The sequence below is a fragment of the Sphingomonas sp. RS6 genome, assembly GCF_054489705.1.
This window is the reverse complement of the sequence record NZ_JBTMWM010000001.1, coordinates 334,986-358,851: the sequence shown is the minus strand read 5'-3', so window position 1 is coordinate 358,851 and position 23,866 is coordinate 334,986. Positions and strand designations below refer to the sequence as shown.

17 protein-coding genes are annotated in these 23,866 nt (G+C 65.8%); 10 read left to right on the top strand and 7 right to left on the bottom strand.

Annotated elements, in window-relative coordinates; translation table 11 throughout:
- Positions 1 to 7: 7 nt before the first annotated feature.
- The 4 genes from ACX40Y_RS01700 to ligA all read right to left on the bottom strand — a co-directional run bounded on the left by ACX40Y_RS01700 (position 8) and on the right by ligA (position 6,950).
- Positions 8 to 811 (bottom strand): LytR/AlgR family response regulator transcription factor, encoded by an 804-nt coding sequence (locus ACX40Y_RS01700; protein WP_459117796.1) that lies wholly within the window; start codon positions 809 to 811, stop codon positions 8 to 10.
- Complete coding sequence (locus ACX40Y_RS01695; protein ID WP_459117795.1) at positions 808 to 1,947, bottom strand: sensor histidine kinase; 1,140 nt, start codon at positions 1,945 to 1,947, stop codon at positions 808 to 810. The genes ACX40Y_RS01700 and ACX40Y_RS01695 overlap by 4 nt, the downstream gene beginning before the upstream one ends.
- 120 nt (positions 1,948 to 2,067) lie before the next feature.
- On the bottom strand, positions 2,068 to 4,668 hold the full coding sequence (locus ACX40Y_RS01690; protein ID WP_459117794.1) for a TonB-dependent receptor: 2,601 nt from the start codon (positions 4,666 to 4,668) through the stop codon (positions 2,068 to 2,070).
- Between the two features lie 155 nt (positions 4,669 to 4,823).
- The gene (gene ligA, locus ACX40Y_RS01685; protein WP_459117793.1) at positions 4,824 to 6,950 is read right to left on the bottom strand and encodes an NAD-dependent DNA ligase LigA; all 2,127 of its coding nucleotides are present in this window, start codon (positions 6,948 to 6,950) and stop codon (positions 4,824 to 4,826) included.
- 186 nt (positions 6,951 to 7,136) lie between these two features.
- On the opposite strand from ligA, the gene ACX40Y_RS01680 reads away from it, so the two are divergent.
- The 9 genes from ACX40Y_RS01680 to ACX40Y_RS01640 all read left to right on the top strand — a co-directional run bounded on the left by ACX40Y_RS01680 (position 7,137) and on the right by ACX40Y_RS01640 (position 16,636).
- Positions 7,137 to 8,294, top strand: a complete 1,158-nt coding sequence (locus ACX40Y_RS01680) for an MBL fold metallo-hydrolase (RefSeq protein WP_459117792.1) — start codon at positions 7,137 to 7,139, stop codon at positions 8,292 to 8,294.
- Positions 8,295 to 8,368: 74 nt separating this feature from the next.
- Entirely contained in the window at positions 8,369 to 8,827 is a 459-nt protein-coding gene (locus tag ACX40Y_RS01675; RefSeq protein ID WP_459117791.1) for a hypothetical protein, read from the top strand.
- An 87-nt stretch (positions 8,828 to 8,914) separates the two neighbouring features.
- On the top strand, positions 8,915 to 9,529 hold the full coding sequence (locus ACX40Y_RS01670) for a PEPxxWA-CTERM sorting domain-containing protein (RefSeq protein ID WP_459117790.1): 615 nt from the start codon (positions 8,915 to 8,917) through the stop codon (positions 9,527 to 9,529).
- Between the two features lie 47 nt (positions 9,530 to 9,576).
- Positions 9,577 to 11,757: an excinuclease ABC subunit UvrB gene (gene uvrB / locus ACX40Y_RS01665; protein ID WP_459117789.1), complete on the top strand. Its 2,181-nt coding sequence runs from the start codon at positions 9,577 to 9,579 to the stop codon at positions 11,755 to 11,757.
- A 199-nt stretch (positions 11,758 to 11,956) separates the two neighbouring features.
- Positions 11,957 to 12,244, top strand: a complete 288-nt coding sequence (locus ACX40Y_RS01660) for a type II toxin-antitoxin system RelE/ParE family toxin (RefSeq protein ID WP_459117788.1) — start codon at positions 11,957 to 11,959, stop codon at positions 12,242 to 12,244.
- Positions 12,213 to 12,533, top strand: coding sequence for a HigA family addiction module antitoxin (locus ACX40Y_RS01655; RefSeq protein WP_459117787.1), 321 nt, complete (start codon positions 12,213 to 12,215; stop codon positions 12,531 to 12,533). The genes ACX40Y_RS01660 and ACX40Y_RS01655 overlap by 32 nt, the downstream gene beginning before the upstream one ends.
- Positions 12,534 to 12,649: 116 nt before the next feature.
- On the top strand, positions 12,650 to 13,798 hold the full coding sequence (locus ACX40Y_RS01650; protein ID WP_459117786.1) for a glycoside hydrolase family 5 protein: 1,149 nt from the start codon (positions 12,650 to 12,652) through the stop codon (positions 13,796 to 13,798).
- A gap of 87 nt (positions 13,799 to 13,885) precedes the next feature.
- Complete coding sequence (locus ACX40Y_RS01645) at positions 13,886 to 14,422, top strand: hypothetical protein (RefSeq protein WP_459117785.1); 537 nt, start codon at positions 13,886 to 13,888, stop codon at positions 14,420 to 14,422.
- A 519-nt stretch (positions 14,423 to 14,941) separates the two neighbouring features.
- Entirely contained in the window at positions 14,942 to 16,636 is a 1,695-nt protein-coding gene (locus tag ACX40Y_RS01640) for a putative bifunctional diguanylate cyclase/phosphodiesterase (RefSeq protein ID WP_459117784.1), read from the top strand.
- A 7-nt stretch (positions 16,637 to 16,643) separates the two neighbouring features.
- On the opposite strand, the gene mutS is transcribed toward ACX40Y_RS01640, so the two are convergent.
- On the bottom strand, positions 16,644 to 19,223 hold the full coding sequence (mutS, locus tag ACX40Y_RS01635; RefSeq protein WP_459118382.1) for a DNA mismatch repair protein MutS: 2,580 nt from the start codon (positions 19,221 to 19,223) through the stop codon (positions 16,644 to 16,646).
- Between the two features lie 191 nt (positions 19,224 to 19,414).
- Here mutS and ACX40Y_RS01630 point away from each other — a divergent pair, with 191 nt between their 5' ends.
- Positions 19,415 to 21,670 carry an NADP-dependent malic enzyme gene (locus ACX40Y_RS01630; protein ID WP_459117783.1) on the top strand — a complete coding sequence of 752 codons (2,256 nt, stop codon included), beginning with the start codon at positions 19,415 to 19,417 and terminating at the stop codon, positions 21,668 to 21,670.
- Positions 21,671 to 21,692: 22 nt separating this feature from the next.
- Here the strand turns inward: ACX40Y_RS01630 and ACX40Y_RS01625 are convergent, their stop codons facing one another.
- Both ACX40Y_RS01625 and ACX40Y_RS01620 read right to left on the bottom strand, forming a co-directional pair.
- A complete protein-coding gene (locus ACX40Y_RS01625; protein WP_459117782.1) occupies positions 21,693 to 22,481 on the bottom strand; it encodes an SDR family oxidoreductase in 789 nt (262 codons plus the stop codon).
- Positions 22,482 to 22,605: 124 nt separating this feature from the next.
- Complete coding sequence (locus ACX40Y_RS01620; RefSeq protein WP_459117781.1) at positions 22,606 to 23,751, bottom strand: acyl-CoA dehydrogenase family protein; 1,146 nt, start codon at positions 23,749 to 23,751, stop codon at positions 22,606 to 22,608.
- Positions 23,752 to 23,866: the final 115 nt, after the last annotated feature.

Genomic DNA, 23,866 nt, shown 5'->3' with positions numbered 1-23,866 from the left:
GGTCCGGTCAGTGGACGAAGCGCGCCACCACGTCGCGATAGGAGCGCGAGACCTTCACCTGCGCGCCCGAATTGAGCACCAGGAAGCATTCGCCATTGGTATGCGGCTTGACCTGGCGGACGAGGTCGAGGTTGACGATCGTCGAGCGGTGGACCCGCTGGAAGCGGCGCGGATCGAGCCGTTTCTCCAGATCCTTCATCGTCTCGCGAAGGATCAGCGTGTTGTCGCCGGTGTAGATGCACATATAGTCGCCGGCCGCGTCGATCCGTTCGATCGTGTCGACATCGACGCGGAAGATCTGGCCGCGATCCTTGATGTTGATCAGCTTCTCGAAGCGGCTCGACGCCGGCTCGGTGCCGTCGCCCGCGGCGATTTCCTCCACCGCGTCGGGGGCCACCTCGGCCAGCACTTCCTTGAGCTTCTCGACTTCCTCCACGCCGCGCTTCTCGGTCAGGCGCTGGCGCACCCGGTCGAGCGTGTCGGCCAGTCGGGCCGGCTCCACCGGCTTCATCAGATAATCGACGGCCTGCGCCTCGAAGGCACGGATGGCATGGTCGGAATAGGCGGTGACAAAGACGAACAGCGGCGGTTCGACCTCCATCAGGCCCTGGACGACGGAAAAGCCGTCGAACCCTGGCATCTGGATGTCGAGAAACACCAGATCGGGCTTGTGTGTCTTGATCGATCGGATCGCTTCGCGGCCATTCGAACATTTGTCGATGATTTCGACATCCTCATGTTCCTGGAGCCGCAGCTCGAGCCCCTGGATCGCCAGGGGTTCGTCGTCGACGAGGATGGTACGGATGGTCATGCGGCCTCTCGGTTCGGTTCCTCAAGTTGGAACGGTATCTCGATCTCAACGCTGAAACCTTCCCCGGGTTTCGTTCGCGTCTCGAAACGATGGTCAGGCCCGAAAGCCTGTGCCAACCGCTCCCTGATATTGGCGAGCCCCACGCCGGTAGACAGCGTCGGCCTTGGCCGCGCTTCGATCAATCCTGGCCCGGTATCGGATACGGCGATCTGCACCCTATCGCCGCTGAGTCGAGCCGAAACGGTGATGTCGGCGCCCTCTTCCTGCGGCGTCACCGCATATTTGATGGCGTTTTCGACCAGCGGCTGGAGCAGCAGCGACGGCAGACGCGCCTTGGCGACGCGCGGATCGACATCGAAATGGGTGCGCAGCCGCTCGTCGAAGCGCATCTTCTCGATCTCGAGATACAGCTTCAGCGTCTCCACCTCCTGCGCCAGCGTCACATGAGCGGTGGGCTCATTCGCCAGCGTATAGCGCAGGAACGAGGCCAGGCGCGAGAGCATCACATTGGCGCGTTCGGTCTGCTTGAGCAGCACCAGCGTGGAGATCGAGTTGAGCGTGTTGAACAGGAAATGCGGATTGAGCTGATAGCGCAGCATCGCCAGCTGCGCGCTCGACGCCTGGTTCTCCAGGATCTGCATCTGATCGATCTGCTGTTCGACGATCAGGTAGAAATTGATGCCGAAATAAAGCGCCGACCAGCCGGCGAGCACGGTGAAGGTGAGGAAGCTGTAACCGATCACCCGCGCCAGCGTGATGCCCGGCGCCGCGGCGGTGAACGAATAGGTGAAGGCTTCCAGCACCGCATAGATGATCGTCGCCACGGCCAGCGTCGCCAGCGTCAGCAGCACGCCCGGAATCCGCGGCATCCGCCGGTAATAGCCATAGAGCGCCGACAGCAGCAGCGTCAGGCAATAGCCGACGATCGCCTCGATGATCGCCTTGATGACGCCTTCGACCGAAAAGCCGTTCGATACGCTGGAAACGGTGCGGAACAGCAGATAGCCGCTCCAGCCGGTGGCCTGCAGCACCCAGAAGGCACGTGCCTTGTCCTCGAAAAAGGGGCGCGACAGCAGCCCCGGCCTGCGCAGGATCTGCGGTGCGCGTTGCGCGTCGATGTCGGTCGTTCTGGCCACGGCCTGTCTCTACCACCCGAAAACCGGCCCGGCAAAGAGGGGCGCCGGACCCCCTATAATGCAAAACCGCCGCCCCGGTTGCCCGGGACGGCGGCTTGCAGTCGCTTATGGTGTGACGGCTTAGAAGCCGACGACCAGCGAACCCATGAACGTCCGCGGATAACCGATCTGCGAGTTCGGCGCATTGCCGTACGCAGTTGCGGTTCCCGACGAGTTGAAGGTCGGACCCTGGTTCAGGTTGCCCGAGAAACCGCCGACCCACAGCTCGTCGAACACGTTCAGCACGTTGAGCTGGAAATAGGTGGTCTTGTTGAGGCCGGCCCATTCCATGCTGACGCGGGCGTTGATGTCGACCAGCGTGTACGCCGGCGTCTTGTTGCCATACACTTCATAGGTCGTGCCCGAGACGATCTGACGAACCGGCTCATTGGTATCGTAGATGTACCGCGGGCCGGTGCGCTTCGCCTGGAAACCGATCGAGATCGGATCGAGCGTGAACTGCGCACCACCACCGAAGGTGTAGACCGGCGCACCGGCTTCCCGCTTGCCCTTGGTGGGGGCATAGATGGGGTTACCGCCGACGATGCCGATCTGGACATTGTCCTTGATCTCCGAGTGGAGATACGAACCGAACGCCCACAGGCTCAACTCGCTGATCGGCTGATAGGCGATCGTGCCGTCAAAGCCGTACTTTTCGACCTTGCCGAGGTTCCGGTAGATCGTCCGGTCGAGTTCCGCATCATAGGCCGAGGCCAGACGGTTCTGGTAGTTGGTGTACCAGCCCGAAAGCTGGGCCTGAACCGTGTTCGAGCGATAGCGCACACCCAGATCGAAATTGTCGGTGGTCTCGGGCTTCGGGTTCGCCTGCTCAGCGTCGCTCGGGAAGTAGAACGAGTTGTAGAGGTTGTCCGTACCCGGGACCTGAAGGCCCTTCGAGTAGTTGAAGAAAGCCGAGACATGGCTGGTCAGGTCATAGGTGAAGCCGATGTTCGGCAGCACCCGGTTATAGTCCAGGATTCGCTGCTGCGGCCCCTGCGTTGCAAACGACGGGAGCGAACCGACGGCGGGCTGGGTCGGATTGGCCGCCAGCCAGGCGGCCAGTGCGGCGTCATCGGCGCACTCGACAAAGCCGGCCGCGCTCGACGTTGCGCAGTAGTTGGTCAGGTTGCGGCGGAAGAACGGCGCGCGGATACCTGCATTGACGACAAGCTTGTCGTCGAGGAACTGACCGCGATATTCCCCGGCGACCTGATGCAGGATCGCGAACGAAAGGCGGTCGCGCTTCTGCAGAATATAGCCGTTGCTGCCTGCGAGGCCGTCGTTGACCGGGAAGACGTCGGCGGGCGAACCGTCGGCGAGCAGCCGGCCGGTTTCGCCGGTCTGGCGATGGCGGGCACGGTCATAGGTGTAGGCGATACGAACGGTCTGGCCATCGGTGATGTCGTAGCGCAGCGACGCGATCACGCCGATACGGTGCGTCTGCGTCTGGCTAGGTGCCAGAACGCGCACGGTATCGAGCAGGTCGCCATCGCCGTTCAGGTCCGCGCCGAAATAGGGGGTGCCGCCGAAGTAACCGATCTGGTTGCTGACGCCGGTGCCCGGATCCACGTCGCGGAAGCCTTCACGGGCAACGACGGTGCCGCCGCCATTGGCCTTCACATACTGGTAGCTGGGATCGACGGTCAGGATCAGGCCGTCGGAAAGCGTGAAGCGCGACTGGGCGCGGATGTTGCCCGTGTTCGACGGATTGAATCGCTGATCAAAAACCGAGCCGCAGCTGTTGGCGCTGTCGGCAACGCCCGCGACCGCCGTGCTGTTCACCGTGCACGAAGCAACCGTGTACTCGCGCTCGTCGCGGGTGATCGGGAATCGATTGCTCGAGTTCGGGCCAACGACGCGGCTGCCGGTGACGGCTGCGGTGTCGGTACGAAGCGGCACCGAACCCTGGAAGTTGTTGCGGTTCTCGTTATAGTGTCCAGCGATCGACACGAAGTCGCCGTTCGATCCAATCGGCTGGTAGATGCGCGCATTATACTGCTGCTTGTCGATCTTCGCGTCGTGATTAAACGGCGAATTGTTCTCAGCGTGGCTGGCAGAGACGAAAGCGCGCGTGCCGAACGGCGTGAATTCGCCGGTGTCGACGAGGCCGAAGATGCGGAAGAAGTTGAAGTCGCCAACCGACCCGATCATCTTCACACCGAAGTTCTCGCCGGGCAGGCGGGTGCGATAGTTCACCGTCGAACCGGTCGCCGATGCCGTCGGGCTGTCGACGTCGGTCGTGCCAAGGTTGACGTTGACCTGATCGATCAGTTCGGGATCGAGCTGCTGGTTCGAATAAATCGCGTAGCCGCCCGAGTCGTTCAGGGGAACGCCGTCAAAGGTCTGGCTGATGCGCGTCGAATCGAAACCGCGGATCGTCAGCGTGCCGCCCGACGAGCCATAAGGATCGTTGTTCTGGAAGCTAACGCCCGGAACCTGATTGATGATTTCGTTGACCGACTGGCCCGGCGCCTGGCGCTGGATGATTTCCTGGCCAAGCACGACCTTTGCCTTCGACGTGTCGGGAACGACGATGCCGTTGACGCCGTTGTTGGTCTGGCTGCCGGTGACGACGATTTCGCTGTCGCCTTCGAAATCGATCGAACCGGTCGACTGCGCATAGGCGCTCGCCGGGATCATCAGCGCGGCCGCGGCCACGCCTGCAAAAAGCTTTGTGCGCATGTTTATAGTTCCCTTTTCGGTGTGCTGTCTGCACTGCACGCGGTGCGGTTCACCGTCTGCGCCGCCCTTGGCCTTCTTTTATGTCGCTTCGATGACAGTCAATCGGTCAACGGACCCTCTTCAGGATTCCCCCGATGCTGCGTTGCAAAAACGCATCACTCGGCGCTGGCGACGATCGCCAGCCAGTCCGCCTCGCTGATCACCCGAACACCCAGATCGGCTGCCTTTTTGAGCTTCGAGCCCGCGCCGGGTCCTGCGATCACCAGATCGGTCTTGGCCGAGACCGAGCCCGACACGCGCGCACCCAGCCGTTCGGCCTGCGCCTTGGCCTCGTCGCGACTCACCGCCTCCAGCGTGCCGGTGAACACCAGCGTCTTGCCGGTCACTTCGGAGTCGCGGGCTTCGACGACGAAGGGCGGCGGGGTCACTTCGCCGAGCAGGTCGCGCCACACCGTGCGGTTGTGCGGCTCGTGGAAGAAGTCGGCCAGCGCGTGACCCACGGCGGCGCCGACATTCTCCACGCCGATCCGCTCGGCGATCGCCTTGTCGAGCCGCGTGCGGTGCTTCGCCTCGGTTTCGCCGAGCTGGGGCGGGGTGGCGTCGCGCAGCGCGATCAGCTCGTCGGCCAGCGCCTCCAGCGCCGGCAGGGTGACGTAGCGCTTAAGCAGGTCGCGCGCGGTGATCGCGCCGATATGGCGGATGCCGAGGCCGAACAGCAGCCGTGCCGCGTCGGGCGCGCGCTTCGCCTCGATGGCCGCAAGCAGCCCGTCGACCGATTTTTCCTGCCAGCCCTCGCGACCGAGCAGCCCGTCGCGGTGCTGGGAGAGGCGGAAGATATCGGCCGGCTCGGCGATCCAGCCCAGGTCGAGCAGTTCGATCAGCGTCTTCTCGCCGAGCCCGTCGATGTCCAGCGCCCCGCGGCTGACGAAATGCTTGAGCCGCTCCAGCCGCTGCGCCGGGCAGATCAACCCGCCGGTGCAGCGGACATCAACTTCGCCTTCCTCGGCCACCGCTTCGGACTGGCAGATCGGGCAGTGGGTGGGGAAGTGCCACTCGGCGCGGGGCTCGTCGCGGGTGAGGTTTTCGACGATCTGCGGGATCACGTCACCCGCGCGCTGGAGCACCACACGGTCGCCGGGGCGCACGCCGAGCCGCGCAATCTCGTCGGCATTGTGCAACGTCGCGTTGCTGACGACGACGCCGCCCACCGTCACCGGCTCCAGCCGCGCGACGGGAGTCAGCTTGCCGGTGCGGCCGACCTGGATGTCGATCGCCTGCAGCGTCGTCTGGGCGCGCTCGGCAGGGAATTTGTGGGCGAGGCCCCAGCGCGGCGCACGGCCGACATAGCCCAGCCGTTCCTGCCAATCGAGCCGGTCGACCTTGTAGACCACGCCGTCGATGTCGAAGCCGAGATCGGCGCGTCGTGCCTCGATCGCCCGGTACTGGGCGAGCGCATCGGCGAGGCTGGGCGCATGGACGAACAGATCGGAGACCGGAAAGCCCCAGCCGCGAATCCGGGCGATCGCATCGAACTGGGTGTCGGCAAGCGGCTCGCTCAGCTCGCCCCAGCCCCAGGCGAAGAAGCGCAGCGGCCGGGTGGCGGTGACGGCGGCATCCTTCTGACGCAGCGATCCGGCGGCAGCGTTGCGCGGGTTCGCGAACTGGCGCGCTTCCTTGCCCGTCGCCTCGGCCTCTTCGAGCAGCCGGGCGTTGAGTGCGGCGAAATCGGCCTTGGCCATATAGACCTCACCGCGCACCTCGCAGATGGCGGGCGCGCCGGCGATCCGATCGGGAATGTCGGCGATGGTGCGGACATTGGGCGTCACATCCTCGCCGATCCGCCCGTCGCCGCGCGTCAGCGCCTGGACCAGCACGCCATCTTCATAGCGCAGCGAACAGGACAGGCCGTCGATCTTGGGTTCGGCGGTCAGCTGCAGCGGTTCGTCGTCGGCAAGGCGAAGGAAGCGGCGCACGCGGCCGAGGAAATCGGCGATGTCCTCGTCGTTGAAGCCATTGTCGAGGCTGAACATCTGCCGCGCATGGGCGACCTTTGCCAGCGGCCCAGACGGCGTCGCGCCCACCTGGCGCGAGGGGGAGTCGGTGCGGACCAGCTCGGGAAAGGCTGTCTCGATCTCGGCGTTGCGGCGGACCAGTGCGTCGAACTCGGCGTCGCTGATCTCGGGCGCGTCCGCGTCGTGATAGCGGCGGTTATGGTGCGCGATCTCGGCGGCGAGGCGTTCGAGTTCGGCGGCGGCATTCTCTGGCGTGCGGGGCAGCGTCATTCGCTTGCGCTACGGGATGGCGTGGCGCGCGATCAAGTCTTTCTCGGCGGGGTGGCGCGCGCGGATCTTGCCCGCGCCATTTTTTGCGATCCGCGCGAACCGCGTCGGGGCACCGCGCGTCTTCCCTGCTCAATCGGCCGGCTTGATCTTGGCCGGGGCGGTTGCGACAGGATGACGATGGGGTTCATGACCAAGCTGATCCGCTGGACGATCGCGATCCTTCTCTGGATCGTCATCCTGTTGTGCCTTGCCTCGGTACTGGTGCCGCCGTTCCTCGACCGCATCTATTATCGCGGCCCGGTGTCCGGGCATTTCGATGGCGAGCGGTTCGAAAATCCGCACGGCAAGACGGCGCCGCCCGGTTCGCTGGTGATGGTGTTCCTCGCGCACCAGCTCTTTACGCGCAACCAGCGGCCGGAATGGCCCGATCATGTTACCGTCAGGCAGAGCCGCCCGTCGGCGCGGGTCGAGGGGCAGGCGATGCGCGTCACCTGGATCGGCCATGCCAGCGTGTTGATCCAGACTCAGGGCCTCAACATCCTGACCGATCCGGTGTGGAGCGACAGGGCTGGGCCGTTCGGCATGGGGCCGGCGCGCGTCACGGCCCCTGGCGTACGGCTCGCGGACCTGCCGAAGATCGACCTGATCCTCGTCAGCCACGATCATTACGACCATCTCGATCTCGCGACGCTCAAGACGCTCTGGCAGCATGACCGGCCGCTGGTGGTCACCTCGCTCGGCAATGACAGCGTCATCGGGCAGGCGGGCGTGCCGGCCAGGGCGCTCGACTGGGGGCGGCGGATCGCAATCCGTCCCGGCATCGCGGTGGCGGTGACGCGCAATCACCATTGGAGCAGCCGCTGGTTTGCCGATCGCAATCGTGCGCTCTGGTCGAGCTTCGTCGTGACGCTGCCCGGGGGCAACCTGTTCTTCGCCGGCGATACCGGGTGGGGCGACGGCAAATGGCCGGCCGAGGCGGCGGCGCTGGGGCCGATCCGCTTTGCCGCGATTCCGATCGGCGCCTTTCGTTTTAAGCCCGGGCAGATGGCGTCGGGCGCGCATATCGGCCCACGCGACGCGATCCGGGTGTGGAACGGACTCGGCCGCCCCTGGGCGTTGCCCATCCACTGGGGCACCTTCCGGCTGTCCTGGGAGCAATATCGCACCCCGCCGGACATGCTGGCGGCGATGCTGCGCTGTGGCGGCAGCGGCGGCGGGCGATTTGTCGACCGCCCGATCGGGCAGGGGTTCGACGTGCCTGCGCTGGGCACGCCGCCACCCGCACCGGACGACGACGCGATCGCCCGCTGCCGCGCGGCGGGGCAGTTCGACCGGTTTCGCTGAAGGGGGCCGCGCCCCGGCCTTGAGGAGGCGCGCGCGCTCGCCTAAACAGCCGGGCAGGGAGGGCGTCTGGCGATATGACTGGCGCAGCGCGGAATCGGCGCCGCTACGATACGAGCATCGATCGGGCTGGCCTGGCACTGGGTGTCGGCAGCCTGCTCGGCGGTTTGCTGATTTTCGGGCTGATCGTCGCTGGCGGCCAGCGCGACCCGATCGCACTGGCAATCGGCTTCGTGCTGGGCACGATCTTTTCGGCAATCGCGATCACGGCGGTCTGCGGCCCGCTCTGGCTGGTGATGCACGTCGCCGGTCTGCGCGGTGCCCGCCATGCCGCGCTGGTCGCCGGCGTCACCGCGATGGGGCTTTTCAGCGGTGCGCAGCTCCACGGTTTCGGCGCCTTCAGCCTGCACCCGCTCGACCAGCACACCCGGGTGCTGCGTTGGGCGAGCGCGGGCGCGACGAGCCTGTTGATCGCGCTGATTGCCGCCGCGATCGGCTTGGCGATGTGGCGCATCGCCTATCGTTCGCGCGACTGACCGTACACAGGGCTACAATTGCGCCCACCGGGAATGCCATGATATGGGTTGATCCCATAATCAAGGATGGCATCCAGGGTGATTATGTTGGCGATCGTCAAATCGTTGGTTCTAGGGCTTCTTCTGATCGGCGCCGCACCGGCGCGATCGCAAGAACTCATTACATTCGATGACTTGGCCACGCCATTCGGTGGCGTCTATAGTGGGGATTACGAATCGGCAGAAGTAAGGTTTACGTCCAGCGCCGGCTTCTTCTTCATCAACGGTATCCTGTCGGAACAGAGCGCCGATCGGTCGGGCGGCGCAGCGCTGGGCCTTTTTCGAGGGTATAGCCTGTTCATCGACAGCCCGACTCTTGGTTACTTCGACCTCATCAGCATGGACGTCGCCGATATCACCGCCAGCGCTAGCGGCACGAGCTTCACCTATTTGTACGCGTCGAGGGACGGCGATGGCTCGGGCGTGATCGAAGTGGAGGATCCGTCCGGCATATCGCACCTGACGTTTGATTTGCACGCGGTGAGTTTCTTCATGTTGACGGTGACCAACCCGGACGGGCTCCAGATCGACAATGTCGTGGCCGGAGTGGGACCGATCGGTCCGGCGGTGCCGGAGCCGGCCGGTTGGGCGATGCTGCTCGGCGGCGCGGGGCTGACCGGGGGGATGCTGCGCCGCCGTCATCGCCGCGCGGCCCTCGCCTGACCCATCCGGCGCTTTTCAGAACCCTTGCCGCTCCCCATATTCGGGAGATGGCGATCCAGATCCGGACCAACCTTGCCGAGCCCGAGACGGGGCAGGCCTTCATTCCCCACCGCCCGCAGCGCCCGGAAAAGGCGGAGGGCGGCAAGAAGTTCAAGCTCGTTTCCGACTATCAACCCTCGGGCGACCAGCGCTTCGCGATTCCGGAGCTGGTCGAGCAGGCGCGGGCGGGCGAGCGCGACCAGGTGCTGCTCGGCGTCACCGGGTCTGGCAAAACCTATACGATGGCAAAGGTGATCGAGGAACTGCAGCGCCCCGCGCTGATCCTCGCGCCCAACAAGATCCTCGCCGCGCAGCTCTATGGCGAGTTCAAGAGCTTCTTCCCCGAAAACGCGGTCGAATATTTCGTCAGCTATTACGACTATTACCAGCCCGAGGCCTATGTGCCCCGGTCCGACACGTACATCGAGAAGGAAAGCTCGATCAACGAGGCGATCGACCGGATGCGCCACGCGGCGACCCGCTCGCTGCTCGAGCGCGACGACGTGATCATCGTCGCCTCGGTCTCGTGCCTCTACGGCATCGGCTCGGTCGAGACCTATTCGGCAATGATCTTCGACCTGAAGAAGGGCCAGGTGGTCGACCAGCGCGAGATCATCCGCAAGCTGGTGGCACTCCAGTACAAGCGCAACGATGCCGCCTTCGGGCGCGGCGCCTTTCGCGTGCGCGGCGACAACCTCGAGCTGTTCCCGTCGCACTATGAGGATACCGCCTGGCGGATCAGCTTCTTCGGCGACGAGATCGAGGAGATCGTCGAGTTCGACCCGCTGACCGGCAAGAAGGTAGCGAGCCTCGATTATGTCCGCGTCTATGCCAACAGCCACTATGTGACGCCGGGGCCGACGCTGAAGCAGGCGATGGAGGCGATCCGCCACGAACTCACCGAGCGGCTCAAGGAGCTGGAGGCCGAGGGCAAGCTGCTGGAACTGCAGCGGCTGGAGCAGCGCACCAATTTCGACCTGGAGATGATTGCGGCGACCGGGAGTTGCGCGGGCATCGAGAATTACAGCCGGTTCCTCACCGGCCGCCTGCCGGGCGAGCCGCCGCCCACGCTGTTCGAATATCTGCCCGAAAACGCGCTGCTCTTCGTCGACGAGAGCCACCAGACGATCGGCCAGATCAATGGCATGTCGCGCGGCGACCACAAGCGCAAATTGACGCTCGCCGAATATGGCTTCCGCCTGCCGAGCGCGATCGACAATCGGCCCTTACGCTTCAACGAATGGGACGCGATGCGGCCCCAGACCACCTATGTCTCGGCCACACCCGGCGACTGGGAAATGGCGCAGACCGGCGGGGTGTTCGTCGAACAGGTGATCCGCCCCACCGGCCTGATCGATCCGCCGGTGGAGATCCGGCCGGTCGAGGAGCAGGTCCAGGACCTGATCCAGGAGTGCAAGGCGACCGCGGCCAAAGGCTATCGCACGCTGGTGACGACGCTCACCAAGCGCATGGCCGAGGACCTGACCGAATATATGCACGAGGCGGGCGTGAAGGTCCGCTACATGCACTCGGACACCGAGACGCTGGAGCGCATCGAACTGATCCGCGACCTGCGGATGGGCGTGTACGACGTGCTGATCGGCATCAACCTGCTGCGCGAGGGGCTCGACATCCCCGAATGCGGGCTGGTCGCGATCCTCGATGCCGACAAGGAAGGCTTTCTGCGCTCCGAGACTTCGCTGATCCAGACGATCGGCCGCGCCGCGCGCAATGTCGAGGGGCGGGTGATCCTCTATGCCGATCGCATGACCGGCAGCATGGAACGCGCGCTCGCCGAGACCGGCCGCCGCCGCGAGAAGCAGATGGCGTATAATCTCGAACACGGGATCACGCCGGAAACGGTCAAGAAGAACATCGGCGACATCATCGCTCATGTCGCGTCGAAGGACGGCGTGACGGTGGAGATCGATGCCGATCGCCCGCACATGGTCGGCCACAATCTGCGCGGCTATATCGAGGAACTCGAGAAGAAGATGCGCGACGCGGCGGCGAACCTGGAGTTCGAGGAAGCCGGCCGCCTGCGCGACGAGATCCGCGCGCTGGAGGCGGAGGAACTCGGGCTGCCGGAAGGCGAGCGCAAGGCGCCGGTGATGGGGCGGAGCAACGAAGGCAAGCCGGGCACGCGCAAGACGCGGTATGGGAAGGTGCAGAAAAAGTTCAGCCGTTGATCAGGCGTCGCGTTGCATCCAAGACTTTGATTTATTTGGAGTGTCGTCAAATGGGCAGTTTGAAGACTCGCTGCTAAATCTGAGCGAGTCCAGCATGTTAGTAGGGCCTATCTTGTCGCACCGTGCGACATAGGTGCTTGTTTACATTGGCGTATTTGAAGTTAATGAGACGCTTGCCTTGTTGCACTGAGGTCAAGCCATGATACGCTCATTTGCCGATAGCGAAACGGAAAGCGTCTGGCTTGGGGAGCGCAGCCGCAAGTTGCCTCCCGACATCCAGCAAACCGCACGCCGCAAGCTCCGCATCCTAAATCGCGTGACCAGCCCTCTCCAACTGCGCGTGCCGCCAGGTAATCGGCTGGAGGAGTTGAAGGGGGACCGCAAAGGGACATATAGTATCCGGATCAACGACCAGTGGCGGATCACCTTCCGCTGGGTGGACGGAGGCGCGGACGATGTCCGGATCGAGGATTACCATCGCGGATGAGGACCGGCTGGACAATGTCCATCCCGGCGAGATCCTGCGTGAGGAGTTCCTCGTCGGCGCCGACCTCCCGCTTGAAGAGGTGGCAGCCGGTACCGGTCTCGATCCGTTGAAGCTGGCTGCCGTCGTGGCGGGTGACGCGCCCGTCGATGCCGATATCGATTTGCGACTGACGCGCTACCTCCGTATGTCCGAGGGCTTCTTCCTCGGTCTCCAGATGGATTTCGACCTCGAAGATGCCAGGCGCCGGTTGAACGGTGCGCTTGATCGGATCGTCCCGCGCGCAGCCTGACGTCGTCGACGGTCGGTGCTGTCCAGTCGCGTGACATCGACTTGCTCGGCACTTATTCTCTTGTCCGGCGTTGATCGCCGTTGGGGCAACGACCCCATGACGAGGGGAGAGAGGAAATGAGCCGATTTGGCTTGATGGCGGCCGCTGCGCTTGGTGCGCTCGCGGCATGCAGTGGCGGATCGTCGAGCGGTAGCGTGACGACGCCGTCTCCCACGCCGGCCCCGAGCCCGACGCCGACCCCAAGCCCGTCGCCCCTGCCGCTGCCGGCTCCCACGCCCAGCCCCAAATCGCCCGCCAGCTACACGCCGGTCGCCGCGTTCCGGCCGACCACCGGCATCTCGCTGCCCGTCGGCAAATGCGTCAACATGGGCAATCATCTCGAGGCGCCGAACGAGGGCGACTGGGGGCGTGCGATCGAGGATGCCGATTTCCCGATCATCCGCGCGGCGGGCTTCGACACGATCCGTCTGCCGGTGCGCTGGTCGGCGCATGCGCTCGCCGCCGCGCCTTATACGATCGATGCCGCCTTCCTGGCGCGCGTCCGCCATGTCGTCGATACGGCGCGCGCCGCCGGGCTGAACGTAATCCTCAATCTCCACCATTATGAGGAAATGGCGACGGCGCCCGCCGCGCATGCGGCGCGGTTCGCGGCGCTGTGGCAACAGATCGGCTCTGCCTTTGCGGACGAGCCGGTGGGCTCTGTCTGGTTCGAGCTGATGAACGAACCCAATGGCGCGCTCGACAACGGCAATCTCAGGACGATCCTCGAACCCGCGCTGGCGAATGTCCGCGCGACGAACCCCACTCGGCCGTTGATCGTCGGCGGCGAGAACTGGAGCGGGATCGGATCGCTCAGGACGCTGCCCCTGCCCGACGACCCCTATGTCGTGGCGACGATCCACACCTATGATCCATTCGATTTCACCCATCAGGGCGCGACCTGGATCACGCCGACGCCGCCGATCGGGCGGACGTTCGGATCGGAGCTCGACTATATCGAGCTCGATACCAATGTTCAGCTTGTCCGCGACTATATGAACCGGACCGGTCGATCGGTCTTCGTCGGCGAATATGGCGCCAACGACGTGGCCGGCGTGCCCCTAGCGCAGCGGGTTGTCTATTATGGCGCGGTATCGTCGGCCTATGCCTCGATCGGTGTGCAGAGCTGCGCCTGGGCCTATACCAATACCTTCCGTCTGCGCGACGGCAGCGCATGGCTGCCGGGCATGGTCGAGGCGATCCGCACGACGACCACGCTGCAATAGGGCGATCCGGCCTCCAAATCCGGCGATCCGATCGGCGGCCGGATGAGGAAGGTTGAGCGCGCCCCGCTGCTACCGCATAGGGGCAGGATGCAATTTCGTTCTGCGAGCTTTCTGTTCGTCTGCGTGGCCGCGGCCGGATGCGTTCCGGCGCCTCGACCTGCGCCACCGGCACCGGCGCCAGCACCGGTCGTTGCGCCGCCGCCGCCGGTGGCCGCCGCCCCGGCGCCTGTACTCGGCCCGGACTGGCGCGATTGGGCGCTGACACCGGGCGATTGGGTCTATCGCCGCGATGCCCGGGGCAGCATCGCTTATTTCGGGGTGCGCGGCGCGCAGGCAATGGCCATGTTGCGGTGCGACCAGCCGACGCGGCGTGTATCGCTCTCCGTGCCGGGCGACGCACCGGCCACGCTTACCGTCCGAACCACCAGCGCGACGCGGGCGATCGCTGCGGTCCCCGTCGGGGGAAGCCCACCCTATCGGACGATGACGTTCGATGCGCGCGACCCGTTCCTCGATGCGATCGGCTTCAGCCGTGGGCGGTTCGTGATCGAGGGGGGTGTGCAGGCGCTGGTCATTCCCGCCTGGCCCGAAATCCTGCGTGTGGTGGAGGACTGTCGCGGCTGACCGGCCTGCCGGCGACGCGGCCCAGAATTCCAGAATCGCACCGATAAAATTTGAATACAAGCCTTGTTCTGCGACTCACTATGACTCTAAAAGTCAAGTGTGCTCCACGGCACAGGCTCTTCAACTAGCGAAAGGAGGTGATCCGATGTCTCATGGTTCAGCAATGAGGTCGGTTCAGTTCGTTCGGGAGACGCGCCGCTGATCGATCGAAGCGGATGGAAGCCCTCCATCCGTGGTACCGCGCGGGAGGTATCCCCCTCCAATCAACGCCGGTCATCGATCGAAACGCGGCCCGCATGGTCTCCCGGGCTGGAGCTCTCCGGCCGCTGACCATGTCGGAGGTCGCCGGATCCTCGGGCAGGGGGTCCGGCGGCCTCTTTCATTTTTGGCCCGGTACCCTGCGGGCGATCATGGTTAGCGAAACCTTGCCGCGGCGATATGGACATGCCCCAACTTTCTCGTCCGCCCCGGATGGCGCATTCATCCTTCTGACGCCGTGGGCGGCGACAGGGGTGATCGATGGTAGAGCAAGCGAAGACAGGACGGAAAACCGGCTTTGCCCGCCGCGCCTGCGTTCGCGAGATGCTGGACGCCATTCCCTCCGCCGTCATCCTCGTCGATCGCAACCACCGACTGGTCGAGGCCAATCGCGCATTTTGCGCTGAAGCGGGCGGCACCCGCGACTTCTGGCTTTCCGCGCCACTGGATTCGATCCTGCCCCCGGATGCCTGCGCGAGGTTGCGCGCCGAGCACGAACGCGTGTTCGCCAGCGGCGAGGATATGGAGAGCGAAGAAGTCCTCGTGAATGGCGAAGGCCGCAAACGCCATCTCATCACCCGCCGTCGCCTGATCGAGATCGATGGCGAGCCGTTCATCCTCACGGTGCTCAGCGACGTTACCGCCCATCGCGAGGCGGAAGCGCGGAGCCGCTATCTCGCCTTTCACGACGATCTCACCGGCCTGGCGAATCGTGCGCTTCTGGGCGAACGCGTGCGGGCGACGCTCGAGCGCAACGGTGGCAGTAATGCCGCGCTGCTGCTGATCGATATCGATCGCTTCAAGGACATCAATGACGCCTTCGGCCATGCCGCAGGCGATGCGTTGCTACGCGCTTTTGCAGACCGGCTCGCGGGCATTGCCCGCGGGTCGGACACGGTGGCGCGGCTGGGCGGCGATGAATTCGCCATCCTGCTGGGGGACATCGAAACGGCGGCCGATGCGGAGGCAGCATGCCGGCGCGTCGCCGCCTTGGGCGAACAGCCCTTCGCGATTGCTTCGGGCGCCGTATCGCTGGAACTCACCGTGGGCGGCGCCTGGGCCGCGCCCGGCGTCGATTCGTGCGAACTGCAACGGCGTGCCGATCTCGCACTGGGCGAAGCGAAGCGCGACCATGAAAAATCATGCTGCGTGTTTGGCGATGATCTGGCGGAGCGCCTCCGTCAGCGCAAGTTGCTGGAGGCCGATCTCCGTGCCGCGCTCGACGCGGGCGGCCAGCTGGAAGTGCATTACCAACCGGTGATGGGCGCATCGGGGGACGAGGTGGCCGGGATGGAGGCGCTGGTCCGCTGGCAGCATCCGACGCTGGGATTGCTCGGCCCGAACAGCTTCATCACCATCGCCGAACAGAGCGGCCTGATCGTCCGGTTGGGCGAATGGGTGCTCGATCAGGCGGTCGCGATGATGGCGCATTTCCCCGGGGTGTCGATCGCCGTCAATCTGTCGCCCGTCCAGCTGCGCAGCCAGGGCGTCGACGATTACATCCTCGCATCGCTCGCCGCGCACGGCATGCCGCCGTCGCAGCTGCAACTGGAAATCACCGAAAGCGCCATGCTCGCCGTCGACGCCGGGGTGCAGGCCCGGCTCCAGCGGCTCCGCGGCGCCGGCGTGCAACTGGTTCTCGACGATTTCGGTACCGGCTATTCGAGCCTGTCGCACCTCCACAGGCTGTCGGTCGACCGCGTCAAGATCGACCAGAGCTTCGTGCGCGAACTGGGCGAATCGCACGACGCGCGGGCGATCATCCAGGCGGTGCTGGGGATCGGCCATGCACTGGGCATCGGCGTGACGGCCGAGGGCGTGGAGGACGAGAAGCAGCGCATTTTCCTGCGCGCGTTCGGTTGCCACGAGTTCCAGGGCTATTTGTTCTCGCGCCCGCTGACCTGCAGCGACGCGGTGACCTTTCTCGAATCATACGCCAAGCGTCGCGCCGCCTGAACCGGGCTCACTCCTCGTTTGCCAGGCCCTTCAACCGATAAAGAACATCGAGCGCGTCGCGCGGCGCCAGCGCATCGACGTCGAGATCGCTGAGCGCGTCGCGGAGCGGGTCGGCCGGCGCTTCCTCGATCTGGGCGGCCGCGGCGAACAACGGCAGTTCGTCCAGGCCGGCGGTGAGGCCACCGGTTTTCGCGCGTCCCGCCTCCAGCTTGTCGAGCACGGCCTTCGCGCGCTTCACGGTCGCCGGCGGCATGCCCGCCAGCCGCGCCACCGCGATCCCGTAGCTGCGATCCGCCGGCCCGTCGGCGACTTCATGAAGCAGCACCAGCTCTCCCTTCCACTCGCGGGCGCGAACATGGTGCAGGCTCAGCGCGTCGCAGCGTTCGGCGAGCCGGGTGAGCTCGTGATAATGGGTCGCGAACAGACAGCGGCAGCGATTGTCCTCATGGATTGCCTCCACCACCGCCCAGGCGATGGCGAGTCCGTCATAGGTCGATGTGCCGCGACCCACCTCGTCCAGGATCACGAAGCTGCGCGGCGTGGCCTGTGCCAGGATCGCAGCGGTCTCCACCATCTCGACCATGAAGGTCGATCGCCCGCGCGCGAGATTGTCGGATGCGCCCACGCGGCTGAACAGCCGGTCGACCAGCCCCAGCTTTGCGCGGGTTGCAGGCACATAGCTGCCCGCCTGGGCCAGCACGGCGATCAGCGCATTCTGGCGCAGAAAGGTCGATTTGCCGCCCATGTTCGGACCGGTGACGAGCCACAGCCGCGCGGATTCAGACAGGGTGCAGTCATTGGCGACGAAACGGCCGCCAGCGCGCGCCACCGCCGCCTCCACCACGGGGTGGCGGCCGCCCTCCACTTCGAAGCAGCTGTGGTCGACCAGCGCCGGCCGGGCCCAGGCGCCCTCCGCCGCGCGCTCGGCCAGCCCCGCCGAGACGTCGATGCGGGCGAGGGCGTCGGCCGTGGTCGCGATCGCTTCGCGCCGCGCGAGCGCCTGGCCGACCAGATCCTCCAGATGTGCCGCCTCAGCTGCCAGCGCATGGGCACCCGCCTGCGTCACGCGCATCGCCACATCGTGAAGTTCGGGGGCATTGAATCGGACGACGCCGGCCAGCGTCTGGCGATGGGTGAACCCGCTGTCGGGCTTCATCAGTGCATCGGCCGACCGCGCCGGCACCTCGATGTGATAGCCGAGCACGCCATTGTGCCGGATCTTGAGCGTGGCGATGCCGGTGCGCGAGCGATACTCGCTTTCCAGCGCCGCGATCGCCCGCCGCCCACCCGCGCCGGCATCGCGCAGATCGTCGAGCGCCGCGTCATAACCTTCCGCGATATAGCCGCCATTGGCCGCGTCGACGGGCGGCTCGGGCACCAGCGCCCGCGAGAGCAGATCGATCAGTGCGCCATGGCCGCGCAATTGCGGTGCCAGCTCGCGCAGCATCGGCGGCGCATCTGCCAGCGCGTCGAGCCGTTCGCCCAGCCGCCATGCTCCGTCCAGCCCGTCGCGCAACTGGCCCAGATCGCGCGGCGACCCCCGATCGGCGGCAAGCCGGCCGAGCGCGCGGCCGATATCCGGCAGTGCGCGCAACGTCGCGCGAACGCTCTCGCGCAGCGCAGGCTCGTCATGGAAGCGGGCGACCAGATCGAGCCGCGCGTCGATCGCGGCGCGGTCCATCAAGGGGGCGGCGATGTCGGCGCCGAGCAACCGCGCGCCGGCGCCGGTGACGGTGCGGTCCACCGCGTCGAGCAGGCTGCCCTTGCGCGTGCCGCCGGTGCTGACGGTGAGTTCCAGGCTGTCGCGCGTCGCCGCATCGATCGCCATCACCGTTTCGGCACGGCTGATCCGGGGCGGCCGTAGAAAGGGCAGCGATCCCTTCGCGGTATGCTCGATATAGGCGAGCAGCCCGCCCGCTGCGGCAAGGCCTGCGCGAGAGAATTGCCCGAATCCGTCGAGCGTGGCGACGCCGAAAAGGCGCTTTAACCGGGCTTCGCCGGCGCCGCTGTCGAAATCGGCTTTCGGGCGCAGCGCGGTGGCCAGATCAGCAAAGTCGGTCGCGTCGCAGGCGATCGTCTCTGCCGGCGCGATCCGCGCGATTTCGGCGGTCAGGCGCGCGGCGTCGGTTTCGATCAGCTCGAACCGGCCGGTAGAGATGTCCGCGCAAGCGATGGCCACGCCGCCCGCGGCCTCGCCGATGCTGGCGCACCAGTTGGCCGAGCGGCTGTCGAGCAGCGCTTCCTCGGTCAGCGTGCCTGCGGTGACGACGCGGACGATGGCGCGCTGGACCAGCGCCTTCGACCCGGCGCGCTTCTTGGCTTCCTCGGGCGTTTCGGTCTGGTTGGCGATGGCGACACGGTGGCCCGCCTTGATCAGCCGCGCGAGATAGCCCTCCATCGCATGGACCGGCACGCCGCACATCGGGATACGCTCGCCTTCATGCTCGCCCCGCGCAGTGAGCGCGATGTCGAGCGCGGCACTCGCGATCTTCGCATCCTCGAAAAACAGTTCGAAGAAATCGCCCATCCGGTAGAACAACAGGCAATCGGCAGCCTCCGCCTTGAGCGCGAGATACTGGGCCATCATCGGGGTGGGGGCGGCGGACGACATGGCCCGTGCGGTAGCGGATCGGTGGGGGCGGAGACAACCGGGCATTGGCGTGGGCGCCTCCGCTATTAACGCCGACAAATAAATGCCGATCGCGGTGCAGCGCCCGTTTGCAATCGCCGGCGCACGCTGCTTAAGGGGTGCGCAAGCTTAGAAGAGGAACGAGCGGAATGGCCGACGAAGCAACCGTGCAGTTTTCAGATCGCGAGGCGCTTCGGTATCACGCGGAGGGGCGGCCGGGTAAGATCGAGATCATCGCATCGAAGCCGATGGCGACGCAGCGCGATCTCGCGCTCGCCTATTCGCCCGGCGTGGCCGTGCCGGTGCTCGCCATCGCCGAGGACGCCGCCCGCGCCTATGACTATACGGCCAAGGGCAACCTCGTCGCGGTCATCTCTAACGGCACCGCCATTCTCGGCCTCGGCAATCTCGGCGCGCTGGCTTCCAAGCCGGTGATGGAAGGAAAGGCGGTGCTGTTCAAGCGCTTCGCCGATGTCGACTCGATCGACCTCGAGCTGAAGACCGAGGATGTCGATCGCTTCATCGATGCGGTCGAGCTGATGGAGCCGAGCTTCGGCGGCATCAACCTTGAGGACATCAAGGCGCCCGAATGCTTCGTGATCGAGCAGACGCTGCGCGAACGCATGAACATCCCGGTGTTCCATGACGACCAGCACGGCACCGCGATCATCGCCGCAGCCGGCCTGATCAATGCGCTGCACCTTACCGGTCGCGACCTCAAGACGACCCGGATCGTCGTCAACGGCGCCGGTGCCGCTGCGATCGCCTGTACCGAACTGATCAAGGCGATGGGCCTGCCGCAAGACAATCTGCTGATGTGCGACCGCACCGGCGTGATCTATCAAGGCCGCGAGGGCGTGAACCAGTGGCAGTCCGCCCATGCCGCCAAGACCGATCGCCGCACCCTGGCCGAGGCGCTGGAGGGCGCGGACGTGTTCCTGGGCCTTTCCGCCGCCAATGCGCTGCCGCCCGAGCTGCTCGCGAAGATGGCCGACAAGCCGATCATCTTCGCGATGGCAAACCCCGATCCCGAAATCTCGCCGCCCGAGGCGAAGCGGGTGCGGCCCGACGTAATCATCGCCACCGGCCGTTCAGATTATCCGAACCAGGTCAATAACGTGCTGTGCTTCCCGTTCATCTTCCGCGGCGCGCTCGACGTGCGTGCCACGACGATCAACGATGCGATGAAGGTCGCCGCCGCGCGCGCGCTCGCCGAACTCGCGCGCCAGCAGGTGCCCGAGGAAGTGGCGACCGCCTATGGCACGTCGCACAGCTTCGGCCCGGACTATATCATCCCGACCCCGTTCGATCCGCGCCTCATCGAGATCATTCCGTCGGCGGTTGCGCAGGCGGCCATGGATTCGGGCGTGGCGACGCGGCCGATCGTCGACATGACCGCCTATCGCCAGCAGCTGCGGGCGCGGATGAACCCGACCACGTCGGTGCTCAGTATGGCCTATGAGGGTGCGCGGGCGAAGCCGAAGCGGGTGATTTTCGCCGAGGGCGAGGAGGAAGTGGTGCTGCGCGCGGCGATCGCCTTCCAGGAGGGCGGCTATGGCACGCCGGTGCTGGTCGGCCGCGAGTCGGTGCACGACCGGCTGCGCGAGCTGGGCGCCAATCCCGATCATTTCGAGCTGCACAACAGCGTCAACTCGCCGCTGGTCGGCGAAATGGTCGAGACGCTCTATGCCCGCCTCCAGCGTCGCGGCTATCTGCGCCGCGACTGCGAGCGGATGGTCAACCGCGACCGCAACATCTTCGGCTCGCTGCTGCTGCGGCTGGGCCATGCAGATGCGATGATCACCGGCGTTACCCGTACCTGGGCCGAAACGATGCGCCAGGTGCGGCGCGTGGTCGACCCGGTCGACGGCCGCACGCCGTTCGGCATCCATGTGCTCGTCGGCCAGTCGCACACGGTGTTCATCGCCGACACGACGGTGAACGAGCGACCGAACGCCGAGCAGCTGGCTGACATCGCCGAGCGGACGGTGCAGGTGGCGCGTCGCATGGGGCATGAGCCGCGGGTGGCGTTCCTCAGCTATTCGACCTTCGGCAATCCCGAAGGCAAGTGGATCGACAATATCCGCGATGCCGTGAAGGTGCTCGACGAGCGCGGTGCGCAGTTCGAATATGAAGGCGAAATGTCGCCGGACGTCGCGCTGAACCCGAAGCAGCTGGCGAACTATCCGTTCGCGCGGCTTTCGGGGCCGGCGAACATCCTGATCATGCCGGGCCTGCAATCGGCCAATATCGCTGCCAAGCTGCTGCGCGAACTGGGTGGTGATTCGACGATCGGGCCGATGCTGATCGGCATGGAAAAGCCGGTCCAGATCGCACCGATGACGGCGTCCGCCAGCGAGCTGGTGACGCTGGCGGTGCTCGCGGCGGGCGACATCGCCCGCTGAGCCGCGGGGGCGCATCGGCGGATCAGCCGTCGATGCTCGCCCCCAGCGCGGCGTTGACCAGCCCGCCGTCGACGGTGACCGTCTCGCCCACCAGATAATCGCCAGCCCGGCTGGCGAGGTAGATCGCCGCCCCGGCCATGTCCTCGGCGACGCCGATGCGCTTCGCCGGGATCGCCTTGGCGACGCTGCCGCCATGATCGCGCGCGGCCTTGTTCATGTCGCTGGGGAAGGCGCCGGGGGCGATCGAGGTGACGTGGATCCGGTCCTGCACCAGCCGCGCTGCCATGCGGCGGGTGAGGTGGATCAGCGCGGCCTTCGACGCCTGATAGCTGTATGTTTCCCAGGCGTTGAGCCGCTGGCCGTCGATCGAGGTGATGTTGATGACCTTGGCGGGGCGCTCGGTGCTGCCACCGGACTTGAGCAGGCCGTGCAGTGCCTGGGTGAGGAAGAAGGGCGACTTGACGTTCAGGTCCATCACCTTGTCCCAGCCCTTTTCGGGGAAGGTGTCGAACGGTTCGCCCCAGGCGGCGCCGGCATTGTTGACGAGGATGTCGAGGCGCTGCTCCCGCGCCGCCAGATCTGCGGCGAGGGCGCGGCAGCCTTCGACGGTCGACACGTCATGCGGCAGCGGAATCGCATTCGGCCCCAGTGCAGCTGCGGTTTCCGCGCATGCTTCGGCCTTGCGGGACGAGACATAGACCCTCGCGCCCGACGCGACAAAACCCTCGGCGATCATCCGGCCGATGCCGCGCGATCCGCCGGTGACCAGCGCCACGCGGCCCTCGAGGCGGAATAGGGCGTTGATATCCATCATGTGCTCCATCTCAAAAAGTCTTCACCCTCACCCTCCCATCGCGGCCCGCCGCCGAAGGCGGTGGGAAGGGTGAGGGTGGCGACGATCTCACTGCCCCTCTCCCCGGCGGAGACAGGGCTTTTCATCCACCCCGCTTCAGCGTTTCGCGGGCGATGATGAGTTGCTGGATCTGGCTGGTGCCTTCGTAGATGCGGAACAGCCGGACGTCGCGGTACAGCCGCTCGATCCCGTAATCGGCGATATAGCCTGCGCCGCCAAAGATCTGGACGGCGCGGTCCGCCACGCGGCCGACCATCTCGCTGGCGAAATACTTGGCCGCCGCTGCCTCCATCGTCGTGTTGCCGCCGGCATCCTTGGCGGCGGCGGTTTCCAGCACCAGCGCGCGGGCGGCGAGCGCCTCGGTCTTCGAATCGGCGAGCATTGCCTGGATCAACTGATGCTCGGCAATCGGCTTGCCGAACTGGCGGCGTTCGCTGGCATAGGCGACGCAATCGCCGATCAGTCGCTCCGCCACCCCGACGCAGACCGCCGCGATGTGCAGCCGGCCGCGGTCGAGTACCTGCATGGCGATGCGGAAGCCTTCGCCTTCCTCGCCCAGCCGGTTGTCGACCGGCACTGCCACCTCGTCGAACCGGACATCGGCGACGCGGGCGCCCTTCTGCCCCATCTTCTTCTCGGGTTCGCCGACCGACAGGCCGGGCAGGTCGCGCGGCACGAGGAAGGTCGAGACGCCGCGGCCACCGGCCTCGTCGCCGGTCCGCGCCATCACCGTGAACAGATCCGCTTTGTCGGCATTGGTGATGTACCGCTTGGTGCCCGACAAGCGATAGACATCGCCGTCGCGCACCGCCCGCAGCTTCACCGAGCCGGAGTCCGATCCGACATCGGGCTCGGTGAGCGCGAAGCTGGTGATGACCGCGCCGCGGGCGATCCGCGGCAGCCAGTGCGCCTTTTGCTCGGCGGTGCCTGCAATCACCAGGCCCTGGCTGCCGATGCCGACATTGGTGCCGAAGGCGGAGCGGAAGGCCGGGGTGGTGCGGCCGAATTCGATCGCCACCCGGCATTCTTCCGACATGGTGAGGCCAAGGCCGCCATATTCCTCGGCGATCGACAGGCCGAACAGGCCGAGCGCCCGCATCTCGTCGATCAGATCGGCAGGCACGGCGTCCGCCGCCTCGACCTCCGCCTCGCGCGGCCGCAGCCGTTCGGCGACGAAGCGGCGGATCGTGTCGATCAGCGCATCGAACAGCTCGGGTTCGAGTGCCATGCATCCTCTCTGTTCTAATCGACCTATCTATAGCCTTTTCAAAAGGCGCCGCAAGCCATACCCGATCTTCCAAACGCCGCGGATTGCCGCAGCCATTGCGTCGCTGTATCGACCG